This is a genomic window from Burkholderia sp. Ed8 (genome assembly GCF_040761425.1).
Lineage (GTDB): Bacteria > Pseudomonadota > Gammaproteobacteria > Burkholderiales > Burkholderiaceae > Burkholderia > Burkholderia seminalis.
On the sequence record NZ_CP142885.1, the window covers coordinates 906,711 to 921,892 of the forward strand.

Here is a 15,182-nt window from a genome sequence, read left to right on the forward strand (position 1 = left end):
CGTTCGATGGCGAGGTTGTCGACGCGGACACAGTAGGGCAGTTGGCGCGCATCGTGTTTAACGCCGCGCTAATCTGCCATTAAGCGCGATTTAATCTGTCGAATCGCTCAGGCCTTGCCACGCCACGGCGGCGGATCGAGAAACCGCCGCGCGGCTTCGAGAAAGACCCGTTGTCGCGCGGAGCGGCCGGTACGGGACGGCAGCAGTGCCGTTACCGGCGCGGGCGGTAGGCGCCAGTCCGGCAACAACCGGACGAGCTTGCCGCTCGCCAGCAACGGCGCGACATCCCACTCGGAGCGTTCGACGATGCCGAGCCCGGCCAATGCCCATTCGGTGATGACGGTGCCGTCGTTCGACGACAGCGCGCCGGTCACGCGAATGACGACAGACCGCCGCGACTCGCCGTTGACGTCGCCGCCGGGCGAGAAGCGCCAGCGCGGGATGTCCTCGTCGTTCTCGCGCAGACACAGGCAGTCGTGGCGCGCGAGGTCGGACGGATGATTCAGGTCCTTGATGCGGCGTGCGTAGCCCGGGCTCGCGCACAGGAAGCGCTCGTTGGGCGCGAGCGGATAACCGACCCACGAAGAAGACTTGAGGCTGCCGACGTGGACGACCACGTCCGCCCCGGATGCGCTGGTCAACGGGCTGTCCGACAGGTGCAGCGAGATTTCGAGCTTCGGATGCGCACGCTGCACGTCGCGCACGATCCGCGCGACGTACTTGCGCCCGAAGCCGAGCGGGGCGACGACGCGCAGCGTGCCCTGCACGTCGCCATGATCGCCCGCGATGCTGGCCGGCAACGCCTCCATGCGTTCGAGTATGCCGACGGCTTCCTGATACAGCCGCTGCCCTTCGTCGGTCAGCGCGATCCCTTTCGGCTGCCGCACGGCGAGCCGCGCGTTCAGGCGCGCTTCCATCCGCTGCAGGCGAATCGTCACGGCGGGCGGCGTGAGATCGAGCAGGCGCGCGGCGGCGGCCAATGAACGCGACGCGCCGATCGCGCGGACGAGTCGCAGGTCGTCGAGGTCGAGCATTTATTTCATGGCTCTCGATGCGGTAAGTGCCGGACATTAAACCGCACATCGGGCGACGAAGCCATCGGCGGCGATGCGACCTGCCGCGCGAGGTTCCGTCACGCGCCGAGCCCGAAGATCAGCGACCGGTGTACGCCCACGCCGGCCGCATACACGCCGGCGACGCTCGTCCGCTTCCACGCGTCGACGCGAATCGCGTGGCCCCGCGGCCCTTCGTCGAACGCGCAGCCGAGCTGCTGTGCAAGGTCGCTCGCCATCCCGGTGCGCGCGCCGGCGAACAGTGCGTCGATCGGCACGACCGTCGCGCGGCCGGCTTGCCGCCGCTGTTTTCCGACCGGGTACCCGAGGACGCGCTCGAATGCCCGGGTCGAGCAGGCCGTCGACGCGCATCTGTCGGCCACGCGGAAAGACGCCGAAGCGTCGCTGCCGGCGCGCTTCGGCGAGGTCACGCTCGGCATGCTGTCGCGCGATTTCGAAGCGAAGGCGGCCCGGCTGCGCCAGCCGCGCTGACGCGCCGCAGCATCGCAACCGCTCACGCTTGACGGGTGATCGGGCGCGATTCCGCACGGCCGAACACGCGGCCGAAACCGCCGCGCCGCGATGTTCTGTCCCCCAACTTCTGCCCGGTTCGCCCGCCACAGGGCAAAATACGGGTTTTCCGCACCCGCGAGGGCGCGACCGAATCACGCGCCGGGCGGCGGCAGTGCGTCATCCGCACGCCGTCGCCGGGCGCCCAGGCAAGATCGCTCGCCATGGCGCGAGCCCACAGGAGTCCAGACCCCATGCCCGAATCCAACCTGTCCTTCTTCGGCCGGCTGTCGCTGGCCGTCGGCACGTTCTTCTCCGTGCTCGGCAACCGCGAGTTCGCGGCCGGCGTGCTGCGCGTGCGCGATGGCGCCCCGGCACCGGTCGCCCCGGCCCCGGCTGCCGCGCCCGTTGCACCTGCGCCCGCACCCGTGAAGGCGCCGGCGCCCGAGCTGCGCGAAGCGAGCCCGCAGGCCGCGCTGCAACTGCTCGGCCTGCTGCAGCGCGATGCACGCTTCATCGACTTCGTCGAGGAAGACATCGCCGGCTACGCGGACGCCGACATCGGCGCGGCCGCGCGCCTCGTGCACGACGGCTGCCGCGCCGCGCTGCGCGAACACTTCACGATCGTGCCGGTGCGCGACGAAGCCGAAGGCAGCCGCGTGACGCTGCCGGCCGGCTTCGACGCGACGGCCGTGCGCGTGACGGGCAACGTGGTCGGCGCCGCGCCGTTCACGGGCACCGTCAGCCATCGCGGCTGGCGGGTGGCCGACGTGCGCCTGCCGAAGCTGACGGGCAGCCACGACGCCTCGGTGGTCGCACCGGCGGAGGTGGAACTGTGAGCGATCCGCGCTATTCGATCGGTATCGACCTCGGGACGACCCACTGCGCGTTGTCGTATGTCGACAGCAGCGCCAGCGACGGCGAAAACATCACGCAGCAGGTGCTGCCGATCGCGCAGCTGACCGCGCCCGGCGCGCTGGAATCGCGCGACCTGCTGCCGTCGTTCCTCTACCTGCCGCATGAAAGCGAGCTGACGCAGGGCGACCTGACGCTGCCGTGGACGGCCTCGCGCGGCTTCGCGGTCGGCGAGATGGCGCGCACGCGCGGCGCCGGCACGCCGATCCGCCTCGTGTCGAGCGCGAAGAGCTGGCTGTGCCATCCGGGCGTCGACCGCCGCGCGGCGATCCTGCCGAGCGATGCGCCGCCGGAAGTGGCGCGCGTGTCGCCGCTGGAAAGCTCGATCCGCTACCTGACGCACCTGCGCGAGGCGTGGGACCACGCGCATCCCGACGCGCCGTTCGCCGACCAGGACGTGACGGTCACGATTCCCGCGTCGTTCGACCCGGCCGCGCGCGAACTGACGGCCGAGGCCGCCCGTGCCGCCGGCTATTCGCGGATGACGCTGCTCGAGGAGCCGCAGGCCGCGCTGTACAGCTGGATCCAGAAGAGCCAGGGCGGCTGGCGCAAGCAGGTGCAGGTCGGCGACCTGATCCTGTGCGTCGACGTCGGCGGCGGCACGACCGACCTGTCGCTGATCGCGGTGGTCGAGCGCGACGGCAATCTCGAACTGCACCGCGTGGCGGTCGGCGAGCACATCCTGCTCGGCGGCGACAACATGGACCTCGCGCTCGCGCACGTGGTCGCGCGCAAGCTCGCGCAGCAGGGCACGCAGGCCGATCCGTGGCAACTGCGCGCGCTGACGTACGCGTGCCGTTCGGCGAAGGAAACGCTGCTGTCCGACCCGACGACCGACGCGGTGCCGCTCGTCGTGCCGAGCCGCGGCTCGAAGCTGATCGGCGGTTCGATCCGCACCGAGCTCACGCGCGCCGAACTGACGCAGACGATCCTCGACGGTTTCTTCCCGCAGGTCGATGCGGGCGCGCGCCCGGTGAGCCGCGCGCGGGTCGGCCTGACGCAGCTCGGCCTGCCGTATGCGCAGGACGCAGGCATCACGCGTCATCTCGCGGCGTTCCTCGGCCGCCAGGTCGCGGCGCTCGATTCGCTCGAAGGCGTGCAGCGCACGCTGCCGCAAGGCGCGACGTTCCTGCATCCGACCGCCGTGCTGTTCAACGGCGGCGTGTTCAAGTCGACGCTGCTCACGCAGCGCGTGCTCGATACGCTCAACAGCTGGCTCGCGGCCGAAGGCGCGCCGCCCGCCCGCCTGCTCGAAGGCGCGGATCTCGATCTCGCGGTCGCGCGCGGCGCGGCGTACTACGGCTACGTGAAGCGCGGCCGCGGCGTGCGCATTCGCGGCGGTACGGCGCGCGCGTACTACGTCGCGATCGAATCGGCGATGCCTGCCGTGCCGGGGCTCGAACCGCCGGTACAGGCGCTGTGCGTCGCGCCGTTCGGGATGGAAGAGGGCTCGGACGCGGCGCTGCCGCCGCAGGAGTTCGGCCTCGTCGTCGGCGAACCGGTGCAGTTCCGTTTCTTCGGTTCGTCGGTGCGCCGCCAGGACCAGGTCGGCACGCTGCTCGACTACTGGTCGCCGGAGGAGCTGCAGGAGCTGGAGGAAATCCAGGCGACGCTGCCCGCCGAAGGCCGCACGGTCGGCGAAGTCGTGCCGGTGAAGCTGCACGCGCGCGTGACCGAGGCCGGCACGCTCGAACTCGAGGCGATCCCGAGCGGCACGAACGAGCGCTGGAAGGTCGAGTTCGACGTGCGCGGCGCCGCCTGAGCGCGATGAAGCGTTATACGGTCGGCATCGACCTCGGCACGAGCAATACGGTCGTCGCGTACGTCGAGGCCGGTTCCGACGCGATCCGCGTGTTCGACGTCGAGCAACTGGTCGGCCCCGGCGCGGTGGCCGCGCAGCCGCTGTTGCCGTCGGTGCGTTATCACCCGGCCGCGGGCGAGCTGCCGCCGGATGCGCTGCGGCTGCCGTGGGCGGCCGATGCGCGAGCGAACGCCGCCGGTGCGCCGCCGGCCGTGATCGGCCGCTACGCGCGCACGCTCGGCGCGCAGGTGCCGGGCCGGCTCGTGTCGAGCGCGAAGAGCTGGCTGTCGCATGCGGCGGTCGACCGGCTCGCGCCGATCCTGCCGTGGGGCGCGGCCGACGGCGTCGACAAGGTGTCGCCGGTCGACGCGAGCGCGAGCTACCTCGCGCACGTGCGCGACGCATGGGACACGCGTTTTCCCGATGCGCCGCTCGCTAAGCAGGACGTGATCCTGACGGTGCCCGCGTCGTTCGACGACGGCGCGCGCGCATTGACGGTCGAGGCCGCGCGGCGCGCGAAGCTGCCCGCGCTGCGGCTGCTGGAAGAGCCGCAAGCCGCGTTCTACGACTGGCTGTACGGCCAGCGCGACACGCTGCGCGATACGTTCGCCGCGGCGCGGCGCGTGCTGATCTGCGACGTCGGCGGCGGCACGACCGATCTCACGCTCGTCGATGTCGCGCCGGGCGGCGACGGCGAGCCGGCCTTCACGCGCGTCGGCGTCGGCAATCACCTGATGCTCGGCGGCGACAACATGGACCTCGCGCTCGCGCGCCTGGTCGAGACGCGGCTGACCGAGCCCGGCACGCGATTGTCGGCCGCGAGCCTGTCGCAGCTCGTCGAGCGCTGCCGCGCGGCGAAGGAGCGGCTGCTCGGCGACGACGCGCCGGCGTCCGTCACCGTCACGCTGCTCGGCGCGGGCAGCCGGCTCGTCGGCGGCGCGCGCTCGGCCGAGCTGACGCGCGACGAAGTCGAACGGATCGTCGTCGACGGGTTCTTTCCGCAGGTCGAAGCGGGCGAGCTGCCCCGCCGGGCACGCGCCGCGATCGTCGAATTCGGCCTGCCCTATGCGAGCGACGCGGCCGTCACGCGCCACGTCGCGGCGTTCCTGACGCGTCATGCGGAAGGCCCGCTGCCCGACACGCTGCTCCTCAACGGCGGCGTGTTCCGCGCGGGCGCACTCGCCGACCGTCTCGCGCGGACGCTCGGCGCGTGGCGCGGCGCGCCGCTCGACGTGCTGCACAACGCGCATCCGGACGTGGCCGTCGCCCGCGGCGCGGTCGCGTACGGGCTCGCCCGCGCCGGACAGGCGCCGCGCATCGGCGGCGGGTCCGCGCGCAGCTATTTCCTCGTGCTCGACGACGGCGCGGCCGATGCCGCCGCGCGCGGCGTCTGCCTGCTGCCGCGCGGCACGGAAGAGGGCCGCGAGATCCGGCTCGACGAGCGCACGTTCGCGCTGCAGCTCGGGCAACCGGTGCGTTTCCACCTCGTGTCGACGGTGGCCGAAACCCGGTACCAGCCCGGCGATCTCGTCGATCTCGACGGCGGCGATTTCGTGCGGCTGCCGCCGATCGCGACGGTCGTCGATGCGAAGGCGGGCAGCGACGCCCGCGAAACGCCGGTGAAGCTCACGGCGTCGCTGACCGAGGTCGGCACGCTCGAAATGCATTGCATCGCGACCGACGACGCAACACGCCGCTGGAAGCTCGAATTCCAGCTGCGCGGCGATGCGCCGGTGCATGGCGACGATGCGGGGCCCGCGCGGCATCCGCGTGCCGACCAGGCGATCGAGCTGATCGAGCGCTCGTTCGGCAGCAAGGCCGCCGGCGTTGCGCCGAAGGACACGCGCCGGTTGCGCGCACAACTCGAACAGGTGCTCGGCGCGCGCGAGGCGTGGGACGTGGCGCTCGCGCGCGAGCTGTTCGACGCGTTGCTCGCGCGCGCCCGCCGCCGCCGCCGCTCGGCCGATCACGAGCGCGCGTGGCTGAACCTGGCCGGTTACTGCCTGCGCCCGGGCTTCGGGCATCCGCTCGATGCGTGGCGCATCGAGCAGCTGTGGCCGCTGTTCGACGACGGGATTCAGTACGTGACCGACGCTCAGGTGTGGTCCGAGTGGTGGACGCTGTGGCGGCGCGTGGCCGGCGGCCTCGACGACGATGCGCAGACGCAGGTGCGCGACGCGATCGCGTTCCTCGAACCGTCCGACGACAAGCGCCGCAAGCTGCCGTTCGATCCGGCCAAGGTCGGCCCGGCCGACATGACGCGACTGTCCGCCTCGCTCGAACGGCTGCCCGTCGAGCGCAAGGTCGAGCTGGCCGAACGCCTGATCGCGCAGTTGCAGAAGCCGGCCGAGCGCGCGTTATGCGCGTGGGCGCTCGGGCGTATCGGCGCGCGTCGGCCGTTCTATGGCAGCGCGCACGGTGTCGTGCCGGCGGAAGTGGCCACGGGCTGGCTCGATGCGCTGTTCGCGCTCGACTGGAAACAGGTCGAGCCGGCCGCGTTCGCGGCGGCGCAGATTGCACGGATGACGGCCGATCGTTCGCGCGATTTGCCGGACGAGACGCGCGAGGCCGTCATCAAGCGCCTGTCGGCCGCGAACGCGTCGGCGGCCTGGATCGACATGGTGCGCGAAGCGATCGCGTTCGACGAAGCCGACACGGTGCGGGTGTTCGGCGAGACGCTGCCGGCCGGGTTGAAGCTGCTGGCGGGGTGAGCGGCGCGGTGAGGCGACGGTATCGTCTGGATACCTGAGCATGCCGTCGATGCTCACGGATTCGACGACCTTGAAAAAACGGCTGCCGATGCATAGGTAGCCGTTTTCGTTTGTACGAATCGTGCGGCGGTCAGACCTGCGCCATCGCTTCACGCAACGATGCGACCGACTCCACCGCGATCGCGTTCGGCGCAACGGCCCGCCGCGCGAGATGAATCCCCGCGAGCATGCAGCGCACCGACCCGCCGGCCAGTTCGATCGTCGGCACGTCGAGCGGCAGCAGCCGCGCGGAGCGTTCGATGACCGTGCGCTGCGCGTGCGTGAGGCAATCGAACGCGCGCCGCGACAGCGCGAGCACGCGTCCCGCCTTTCCTGACAACTCCAGCGTATTGCCCGCGAAATTCGCGATCTGCGACGGATCGAGCGCGATCACCGCGCGCCCCGTTTCGGTCAGGCGCTGCGCGATTTCGCCGCGGCGCCGGCTGTCGGCGATCAGGTCGAGGCCGACCATCGCGAACTCGGTCGCGACGCTCATCATCACGTTCGTGTGATAGATCGGCCGCCCGTCGGCGTCGGCCGTATCGAAGCAGATCGGCTCGAAATTGAAGTGCGTGCAGAAGCGTTCGAGCGCGACCGGATCGGCGCGGCGCGAGCGCGCGGTGTAGGCGATCCGCGCGACGTGGTCGAGCACCATCGCGCCGGTGCCTTCGAGGAACACGTCGTCGTATTCGAGGCCCGAGTAGTCGATCACGTCCTGCACGCGATACTCCGCCTTCAGCATCTCGATCACGTCCGCGCGCCGCTCGCGGCGGCGGTTCGCGCTATACATCGGATACAGCGCGACATGGCCGCCCGGATGCGTCGAGAACCAGTTGTTCGGGAATACGGAGTCGGGCGTGCCGCGCTCGCCATGGTCGTCGAACACGTGCACGCGCACGCCCGCATCGGCGAGCGCCTGCGCGGCGGCCGTGACTTCGTCGCGCGCGGCGGCGGATACCGACGCCGTGTCGCGCGCGCCGGTGCCGGCCGTGCGCTGGAACGCGTTGTCGGCCGCGGTCTGCGGGTTCGGCAGGAAACGGTGCGGCCGGATCATCACGACGGCGGCCGGCGCCTGGATCGATACGAGATTCATGGGCGGGGACGGTGCGAAAGGCAGGAGACCGGGCGGCGCACGGGCCGCCCGCAAACGACAATCAGCGCGCGAACGCGGCGACGGCTTCGGTCGCGAACGCCGCGTGACCCTGCGCGATCGCGGCCGGATCGTCGATCAGCGCGAACAGGTTCTTCGGGTCGACGGCCGGCGGAATCAGCGCGATCTCGACGCCCGCGTTGTGCTGCCGCGCGAGCGCGTACAGGTAGCGCAGCGCCGAATAATCCTCGAGCGCGAAGCCGACCGAGTCGAACACCGTGACTTCGTCCGCGCGTTCGCGGCCGGTCGTCTCGCGCTGCAGCACGCGCCACAGCTCGGTGACGGGGAAGTCGGCCGGCATCTGCTGGATCTCGCCCTCGATGCGCGACTGCGGCTCGAACTCGACGAAGACGCGGCCGGCGTGCAGCACGCCCGCGTCGAGTTCGGTCTTGCCGGGGCAATCGCCGCCCACGGCGTTCAGGTGCATGCCGGGCTCGATCATGTCGGCCGTGACGATCGTCGCATACGCCTTGTCGGCGGTGACGGTCGTCACGATGTCGGCGCCGCGCACGGCGTCGGCGGTCGACGCGGCGCGCACGACGCGCAGATCCGGATACGCGGCGAGGTTCCGCGCGAGCTTGTCGGTCGCGCGCGGATCGACGTCGAACACGCGGATCTCGTCGATGCCGAGCAGGGTGTGGAACGCGATTGCCTGGAACTCGCTCTGCGCGCCGTTGCCGATCAACGCCATCGTGCGCGCATCGGGCCGCGCGAGCACTTGCGCGGCGAGCACCGACGTGGCGGCCGTGCGCAGCGCGGTGGTGAGCGTGAGTTCGGCCAGCAGCAGCGGGTAACCGGTATCGACTTCGGCGAGCGCGCCGAACGCCATCACGGTGTGCATGCCGCGCGCCGCGTTGACGGGGTGGCCGTTCACGTATTTGAACGCGAACAGCGACGCGTTCGCGACGGGCATCAGCTCGATCACGCCGTCGCGCGAATGGCAGGCGACACGCGGCGACTTGTCGAAATCGGCCCAGTGCAGGTAGTCGGCGCGCAGCGTGTCGACGAGTTCGCGCAGGAACGTCGTCACGCCGGTCGTGGCGATCAGGCGGGCAGTGGCGGGAACGTCGAGGAAGCGGGTCATCGGTCTGTCTCCAAATTCAGTGCCGGTACGGGTGTCCTGGCGTTCTGGTCGACCGGGCGCGGCTTCGGCTGGCCTCGTGCTGCCTGAAAAGCGGCGGCGCGGCGGGGGCGCGCCGGTCGATGGAGTCATTATTTCCGCGAGTCGAGCCAACAAAAAGACGGCAAAAGTGGCAGATTTCTCGATAGACTTGACAAATTGCCAGCCCGTTCCGGCAGTTTGTCCAGTTTGCATGGGCCGGAATGCGCGGCCCCGACACGCTGGCGGCTGTCTCACATGCCCAACAGGAAGCCCCGTTCATGATCACGCTCGACGACGTCGACCGGCAGCTCATCGCATTGCTGCGCGACAACGCGCGATTGCCGGTCGTCGCGCTCGCGAGGGCGCTGCGCGTCGCGCGCGCGACCGTGCAGAACCGGCTGACGCGGCTGGAGAAAAACGGCGTGATCGTCGGCTATACGGTGCGGCTCAAGCCGGCGGCGGAGCGTCACCGGATTCGCGCGCTGATGTCGATCGCGGTGCAGGGCAACCGCGGCGCGGAGGTGGTGAAGGTGCTGCGCGGGCATCCGAACGTCGCGTCGATCCACAGCACGAACGGGCGCTGGGATCTCGTCGCCGAACTGCATGCCGATTCGCTCGAGCACTTCGATCGCGTGCTCGGCGCGATCCGGCTGATCGACGGGATCGCGAATACCGAGACGAGCATCCTGCTGTCGACGCACAAGGCGTGACGCGGGCGGGGCCTGCGTCACGGTCCTGCCATGCAGTCAGGCGCCGGCCGCCGGTTCCGGAAACACCGGCTCGCCCAGCGTCAGCATCAACCGGTTCGCCCACGCGAAGATCGCGATGGCGTGCGACAGGTCGAGAATTTCCTCATGCGTCAGCCCTTCGGCTTCGAGCGCGGCGACGGCGCTTTCGTCGATCGCGTCGGGCCGTTCGGTCAACGCGATCGCGTAGCGAATGATCGCGCGTTCGCGCGCCGTCGTGCCGGCCGTCGCCGGATCGTCGAAGACCTGCTCGATCGCATCGGTGCGTTTCGCGAGCTGCGCGAAGCGCTGCGCATGCACCGACGCGCAATAGACGCAGCCGTTCACGCGCGACACGGCCGTGCTGGCCAGCTCGCGCTCGGCGCGCGACAGCCCGCCGGGGCCGTACATGATCGCGTTGAACACGCCCGAGCGTTGCCGCAGGATCTCGGGCAGATGCACGAGCAGCAGGTAATAGTCGGACGTCTTCGCCTGCGGGTGGCTCGCTTCGAGCACCGCAAGCTGATCGGGCGTTGCGGCATCGAGCGATACCGTGTCGAGCCATGCGCGCCAGCCGAGCGTGTCGGAGGTGAAGCCGTGGGGCGTCGTCATGCCGCCTCCCTGGTCGTACGTGCCTGAATGGCCTGCGCGGCAACGGCGACGCGCAGCTGATACGCGACGAACGCGACAAGTTGCGACAGCGCGACGATCGCGGGTGTCGTGAGGCCAGCCGACTTCAGCGCGTCGAGATCGGCGGCGCGTGCGTCGACGGGGGCGAGCGTCACGCGCTTCGCATGCGCGAGGATCGCGCCGAGGCGTCGGGGCAGCGCGTCGAACGCGTCGGCATCCGCGTGTTCGATGTCGCCGGCCGTGCCGCCTGCGTCGAGCAGCCGGGCGCGATAGGTGTCGGCCAGCGCGTGTGCGTTCGACTGGCGCGCGACATACCGTGCGGCATGCAGCCGCTCGACCAGCGAGAGATCGGGCAACGCGGGATCGAACAGCGCGGCTTCGCTCCGCTGCGTGTGCAGCAGCACCTTGTCGCGTGCGCGGCGCAGCGCGGCGACGGCATCGCCGTCGCGCAGGCCGGCCACCGCGTCGATCGTATCCGGCACGGCGGCCGGCGTGATGGAATCAGTCATCGTTTCGGTTTTCCCTTGTTCGTGGGTGTGATCGATCGCGCGCGGTCATGCATCGGCGTCGCGCCATTCGTCGCCTAGCAGCTCGGCATTCGCGTATGCGACGAGCGCGTCGTAGTGGCGGTCGCGATCGGCGTCGAACAACCGGCTCGCGATCCCGCGCGCCAGCCGCTTCGCGCCCGCGCTGATGGCCGGAATGTCGCCGGACAGCTTGCCGTGGCTCAGGCTCGCCGCGTGGTTGAAGCAATGAATCCGCGTGATGGCCGGGCACGCCCCGCGCTCGCGCTCCTGAAACGCGAACGCGGGGCCGAGATCGGGCGACTCGGCAAGCTCGTCGAGCCACAGATCCGGTTCCGGTCGATAACGATCCTTCCAGCGGCGCACGTGCGCGCCGAACGACGCGAATTCGTCGCGCGTCGTCCAGTCCGAATGAAAGCCCGTCGCGAAGATCAGGAAGTCGACCGGGTAGCGCCCGCGCGGCGTCGTGACGTCGAGGCCGTCCGGGCGGTCGGCCAGTGTCTCGATCGGGCTGCCCGCATGGAAATGCGCGCGTGCGTGGCGCGAGACGCGCAGCACGCTGTCGCGCGGCGGCGGCGTCTGCGACGTCAGCGCGTAGTGCATGAAGCGCCACTTCGTCGCGTCGTCGAGATCGGCGTAGCCGTGCACGAGCCCCGGACTGCCGATGCCGGTCAGCTTGTTGATGCGCGGGATGTCCGCGCGGCGGAAGAACAGGTCGACGCGTGCGGCGCCGGCTTCGAGCGCGGTGCCCGCGTTGTCGAACGCGGACGCGCCCGCGCCGACCACGCCGACACGCTTGCCCGCGAGCGCGGCGAAGTCGATCGGTTCGGACGAGTGAGCCCAGCGCGAGCGCGGTGCGCGTTGCGCGACCGGCGGCACGTACGGACCGCCGAGCCCGTCGCGGCCGGTGGCGAGCACGACGTGCCGTGCGAGCAGCGTCCGCGCTTCGCCGTTGCCGCGCACGTCGAGCGCGAGCAGTCCGTCTTCGCGCGGGCGCAGCGCGACGAGCGTCGTGTCGTTGCGCACCTGCAGGTCGAGCACGCGCCGGTACCAGCGCAGGTAGTCCATCCATTGCGTGCGCGGAATCTTGTAGAGCGCGTCCCATGCGTCGCGGCCGTGCTGCGCTTCGAACCAGGCGCGGAACGTCAGCGCGGGCAGGCCGAGCGCGGGGCCCGCGAGCTGCTTCGGCGAGCGTAGCGTCTCCATCCGCGCGAACGTGATCCACGGCCCTTCGTAGCCGGCCGGCGCGCGGTCGATCACGCACTGGTTGTCGATGCCGAGCAGGCGCAGTTCGGCGGATGCCGCGAGCCCCGCCATGCCGCCGCCGACAATCGCGACGTCGAGCACGCGCGCGCCGTCGGCTTCTTGTGGCGGCACCCACGACGGCGCGGGCAGGTCGAGCCAGCGCAGGTCCTGCGCGAGCCGGGCCTCGAGGGCGTCGAGCGGGGACGTCATGCGCCCTCCGGGCGCGTGCGGCGCGGACGTGCGGTGCGGGGCGCACGCGATGCCCGCTCGCTGCGCAGCCGGTCGCCGCGCAGCAGCGCGTCATGCGCGGCGGCGTCGTGAAAGATCACGTCGTCGAGCAGCGTGCGCGTCGTGCGGTGCAGCGCGTCGAGCAACGCATCGACGGCCGCCGTGCGCGGCTTGCCGGCCGGCGTCGCGACGCCGAAGGCGAACGGAATGTCGACGTCGAGCGGACGCGCGACGACGCCGTCCACCGGCAGCGCGACACCGGTGGCCGGATCGACGATGCCGATTCCGATGCCCGCGCGCGCGGCCATCACCGCATTCAGCGACGCATTGGTTTCGACGAACACGCGCGCGTCGACGCGTGCGGCGGCGAACGCCGCGTCGATTCGCTGGCGCAGCCGGTGCCGGTTCGCGACCGTCACGATGCGGCGGCGCGCGAGGTCGCGCAGCGCGATGCGCGGCTTCGCCGCGAGCGGATCGCCGGCGGGCAGCACGGCGACGCAAGGCGTCTGCGCGATCCAGTGCACGTCGAGCCCGGCATGCGCCATCGGCAGCGTGACGACGCCGACGTCGGCCGTGCCGGCCAGCACTTCGTGCACGACATGCTCGGCCGATTCGCTGCGCAACTGGTAATGCGGCGCGTGCACGTCGTCGGGCAGCGCGGCCAGCGCGGCCGGCACGAGCGTGGCCGCGAGCGACGGCGTCGCCGCGATGCGTACCGGTTCGGCCGTTGCGTCGCCGAGCGCGCGAGCACGCGCCTCGATCGCGCGCAGGCCGACCAGCGAGCGCTCGACTTCCTCGTACAGCAGGAAGGCGCGCCGCGTCGGCGTGACGCGCGGGCCGTGCCGATCGAACAGCGCGTAGCCGAGATCGGCTTCGAGCTCCTGGATCTGCCGCGTGACGGCCGGCTGCGAGCGGCCGAGCAGTTCGCCCGCGCCGGTCACGCTGCCGGCCGACATGACCGCGGAAAAGGCTTCGAGTTGATGCAACTCCATGACGCGTTCCGATGATGCGATTTGCGCATTGTAGGAGTGCGAGCATGCGTGATTCATATAATGATTTTTGCTATCGACAGCGCGAAAACTGCGAAGCGTGCGATCGTGTCGGCGGCGGGGGGCGCACGCAAACACCTCGATTGCGATCGTCGCCATGAAGAAAACGCCCATCGAATCAACGCGCTGCGGTGCGTGCCGATGCATCGTGCGAAGCGGGGCGAACGGACGACCGTTCGCGGGCGTGATCCGCTTCGCGCCGCGCGCGATATCGATATGCGCAAAACTTCGTTGGATCGTCCCGACCCGGATGGTTACATGCCCTCACTCTTTTCGACTGACTGAAGCTGGGGGACGCATGAAGGTTTCGGGGAACGACGCACGCGGCGCATGGCGGCGCGTGCTGGGCACGGTGGCGGCGCTCGCTGCCGCATGGGGCTTGTCGACGGGCGGGGCGCTCGCGGCCGGCGTGTCGGGCGAGCCGGTGGTGATCGGCGTGAGCGGGCCGCTTACGGGCCAGGACGCGCAATACGGCGAACAGTGGAAGCGCGGCTTCGATCTCGCGCTCGACGAGATCAACGGCAGCGGCGGCATTCACGGCCGGCCGCTCGCGATCGACTTCCAGGACAGCCGCAGCGATCCGCGCCAGGCCGTCGCGATCGCGCAGAAGTTCGTCGCCGATCCGCGCATCGCGATCGAGCTGGGCGACTTCTCGAGCGCGACGTCGATGGCCGCGTCGCCGATCTATCAGCGCGGGCAACTGGTGCAGTTCGGCTTCACGAACTCGCATCCGGATTTCACGAAGGGCGGCGACTACCTGTGGAGCACCGCGCTGAGCCAGGCCGAGGAGCAGCCGCTGCTCGCGCGTTATGCGGTGAAGGAACTCGGCTTCAAGCGGATCGCGGTGCTGTACCTGAACACCGACTGGGGCCGCACCAGCAAGGACATCTTCGCGAAGGCGGTCGCCGGACTCGGCGCGCAGGTCGTCGCGGCCGAAGGCTACCAGCCGGCGGAAAAGGACTTCCGCTCGACGCTCGTGCGGATCGGCGCGTCGAACCCCGATTCGATCGTGCTGATTTCCTACTACGCGGACGGCGCGCAGATCGTGCGGCAGGCGCGCACGTCGGGCGTCGCGCTGCCGATCGCGGCGGTCGGCTCCGTGTATTCGCCGAAGTTCCTCGAACTGGGCGGCACGGCCGTCGAAGGCGTCTATACGGAATCGAACTTCTTCCCGGCCGAGCCGCGCCCCGAGGTGCAGGCGTTCGTACAGCGCTATCGCGCCAAATTCCACGCCGATCCCGATTCGTTCGTCGCGCGTGCCTACGACGCGTTGATCCTGTCGGCCGAGGTGCTGCGCCGCTACGGCACGACGCGCCAGGCCGCGCACGACGGCTTCGCGAAGGTCAGCGACGTGCCGAGCGTGATCTTCGGCAAGGTGCGCTTCGATCCGCAGACGCGCCGCGTGGCCGGCGCGCGCACCGTGTACCTGGTCGTGAAGCAGGGGCAGTGGGCGCTGTGGGATGGCGCGAAACCGCAGCTCGCCGCGCGCTGATTCCGCATG

Annotated in this window: 13 protein-coding genes and 2 pseudogenes; 7 read left to right on the forward strand and 8 right to left on the reverse strand. The window is 70.6% G+C overall.

Translation table 11 applies throughout. The annotated features are described in order from the left end of the window. Positions 1-107 precede the first annotated feature (107 nt). Both VXM69_RS04290 and VXM69_RS04295 read right to left on the reverse strand, forming a co-directional pair. Complete coding sequence (locus tag VXM69_RS04290; RefSeq protein WP_034188350.1) at positions 108-1,034, reverse strand: LysR substrate-binding domain-containing protein; 927 nt, start codon at positions 1,032-1,034, stop codon at positions 108-110. 98 nt (positions 1,035-1,132) lie between these two features. Then, a pseudogene (locus VXM69_RS04295) lies at positions 1,133-1,333 on the reverse strand (NAD(P)/FAD-dependent oxidoreductase); the annotation flags it as partial. A gap of 3 nt (positions 1,334-1,336) precedes the next feature. On the opposite strand from VXM69_RS04295, the pseudogene VXM69_RS04300 reads away from it, so the two are divergent. The 4 genes and pseudogenes from VXM69_RS04300 to VXM69_RS04315 form a co-directional block, all read left to right on the forward strand. Beyond that, positions 1,337-1,544 (forward strand): annotated as a pseudogene (locus tag VXM69_RS04300) (transcriptional regulator); the annotation flags it as partial. 272 nt (positions 1,545-1,816) lie between these two features. Then, complete coding sequence (locus VXM69_RS04305; protein WP_034188349.1) at positions 1,817-2,401, forward strand: DUF2760 domain-containing protein; 585 nt, start codon at positions 1,817-1,819, stop codon at positions 2,399-2,401. Continuing rightward, a complete protein-coding gene (locus VXM69_RS04310) occupies positions 2,398-4,239 on the forward strand; it encodes an Hsp70 family protein (RefSeq protein ID WP_034188348.1) in 1,842 nt (613 codons plus the stop codon). Before VXM69_RS04305 ends, VXM69_RS04310 begins: the two co-directional genes overlap by 4 nt. A 5-nt stretch (positions 4,240-4,244) precedes the next feature. Further along, entirely contained in the window at positions 4,245-6,989 is a 2,745-nt protein-coding gene (locus VXM69_RS04315; protein ID WP_226251962.1) for an Hsp70 family protein, read from the forward strand. A 130-nt stretch (positions 6,990-7,119) separates the two neighbouring features. Here VXM69_RS04315 and ctlX read toward each other — a convergent pair whose 3' ends face one another. Beyond that, entirely contained in the window at positions 7,120-8,121 is a 1,002-nt protein-coding gene (ctlX, locus tag VXM69_RS04320) for a citrulline utilization hydrolase CtlX (protein WP_367189049.1), read from the reverse strand. Positions 8,122-8,182: 61 nt separating this feature from the next. Continuing rightward, complete coding sequence (locus VXM69_RS04325; RefSeq protein ID WP_367189050.1) at positions 8,183-9,262, reverse strand: ornithine cyclodeaminase; 1,080 nt, start codon at positions 9,260-9,262, stop codon at positions 8,183-8,185. 296 nt (positions 9,263-9,558) lie between these two features. On the opposite strand from VXM69_RS04325, the gene VXM69_RS04330 reads away from it, so the two are divergent. Continuing rightward, positions 9,559-9,990, forward strand: a complete 432-nt coding sequence (locus tag VXM69_RS04330) for an Lrp/AsnC family transcriptional regulator (protein ID WP_049034261.1) — start codon at positions 9,559-9,561, stop codon at positions 9,988-9,990. Positions 9,991-10,026: 36 nt separating this feature from the next. Here VXM69_RS04330 and VXM69_RS04335 read toward each other — a convergent pair whose 3' ends face one another. The 4 genes from VXM69_RS04335 to VXM69_RS04350 are packed head-to-tail and all read right to left on the reverse strand — an operon-like array spanning position 10,027 to position 13,624. Next, complete coding sequence (locus VXM69_RS04335) at positions 10,027-10,617, reverse strand: peroxidase-related enzyme (RefSeq protein ID WP_124608082.1); 591 nt, start codon at positions 10,615-10,617, stop codon at positions 10,027-10,029. Beyond that, positions 10,614-11,144, reverse strand: coding sequence for a CMD domain-containing protein (locus tag VXM69_RS04340; protein ID WP_069704496.1), 531 nt, complete (start codon positions 11,142-11,144; stop codon positions 10,614-10,616). The genes VXM69_RS04335 and VXM69_RS04340 overlap by 4 nt, the downstream gene beginning before the upstream one ends. Positions 11,145-11,189: 45 nt before the next feature. Next, positions 11,190-12,614: an NAD(P)-binding domain-containing protein gene (locus VXM69_RS04345; RefSeq protein ID WP_124670839.1), complete on the reverse strand. Its 1,425-nt coding sequence runs from the start codon at positions 12,612-12,614 to the stop codon at positions 11,190-11,192. Then, positions 12,611-13,624 carry a LysR family transcriptional regulator gene (locus tag VXM69_RS04350; protein ID WP_367189051.1) on the reverse strand — a complete coding sequence of 338 codons (1,014 nt, stop codon included), beginning with the start codon at positions 13,622-13,624 and terminating at the stop codon, positions 12,611-12,613. Before VXM69_RS04350 ends, VXM69_RS04345 begins: the two co-directional genes overlap by 4 nt. Positions 13,625-13,684: 60 nt before the next feature. Between VXM69_RS04350 and VXM69_RS04355 the strand changes: the two genes are divergently transcribed. Together VXM69_RS04355 and VXM69_RS04360 are read left to right on the forward strand one after the other, a co-directional pair. Beyond that, a complete protein-coding gene (locus tag VXM69_RS04355) occupies positions 13,685-13,966 on the forward strand; it encodes a hypothetical protein (protein WP_175028525.1) in 282 nt (93 codons plus the stop codon). A gap of 13 nt (positions 13,967-13,979) precedes the next feature. Continuing rightward, positions 13,980-15,173: an ABC transporter substrate-binding protein gene (locus VXM69_RS04360; RefSeq protein WP_034188339.1), complete on the forward strand. Its 1,194-nt coding sequence runs from the start codon at positions 13,980-13,982 to the stop codon at positions 15,171-15,173. Positions 15,174-15,182 lie beyond the last annotated feature (9 nt).

Excerpts from the sequence above, each read along its gene's own strand:
- VXM69_RS04355 (WP_175028525.1), top strand. The coding sequence starts at position 13,685 with ATGATTTTTGCTATCGACAGCGCGAAAACTGCGAAGCGTGCGATCGTG.
- VXM69_RS04350 (WP_367189051.1), bottom strand. The coding sequence starts at position 13,624 with ATGGAGTTGCATCAACTCGAAGCCTTTTCCGCGGTCATGTCGGCCGGC.
- VXM69_RS04305 (WP_034188349.1), top strand. The coding sequence starts at position 1,817 with ATGCCCGAATCCAACCTGTCCTTCTTCGGCCGGCTGTCGCTGGCCGTC.
- VXM69_RS04345 (WP_124670839.1), bottom strand. The coding sequence starts at position 12,614 with ATGACGTCCCCGCTCGACGCCCTCGAGGCCCGGCTCGCGCAGGACCTG.
- VXM69_RS04325 (WP_367189050.1), bottom strand. The coding sequence starts at position 9,262 with ATGACCCGCTTCCTCGACGTTCCCGCCACTGCCCGCCTGATCGCCACG.
- VXM69_RS04335 (WP_124608082.1), bottom strand. The coding sequence starts at position 10,617 with ATGACGACGCCCCACGGCTTCACCTCCGACACGCTCGGCTGGCGCGCA.
- VXM69_RS04360 (WP_034188339.1), top strand. The coding sequence starts at position 13,980 with ATGAAGGTTTCGGGGAACGACGCACGCGGCGCATGGCGGCGCGTGCTG.
- VXM69_RS04340 (WP_069704496.1), bottom strand. The coding sequence starts at position 11,144 with ATGACTGATTCCATCACGCCGGCCGCCGTGCCGGATACGATCGACGCG.
- VXM69_RS04290 (WP_034188350.1), bottom strand. The coding sequence starts at position 1,034 with ATGCTCGACCTCGACGACCTGCGACTCGTCCGCGCGATCGGCGCGTCG.
- ctlX (WP_367189049.1), bottom strand. The coding sequence starts at position 8,121 with ATGAATCTCGTATCGATCCAGGCGCCGGCCGCCGTCGTGATGATCCGG.
- VXM69_RS04315 (WP_226251962.1), top strand. The coding sequence starts at position 4,245 with ATGAAGCGTTATACGGTCGGCATCGACCTCGGCACGAGCAATACGGTC.
- VXM69_RS04330 (WP_049034261.1), top strand. The coding sequence starts at position 9,559 with ATGATCACGCTCGACGACGTCGACCGGCAGCTCATCGCATTGCTGCGC.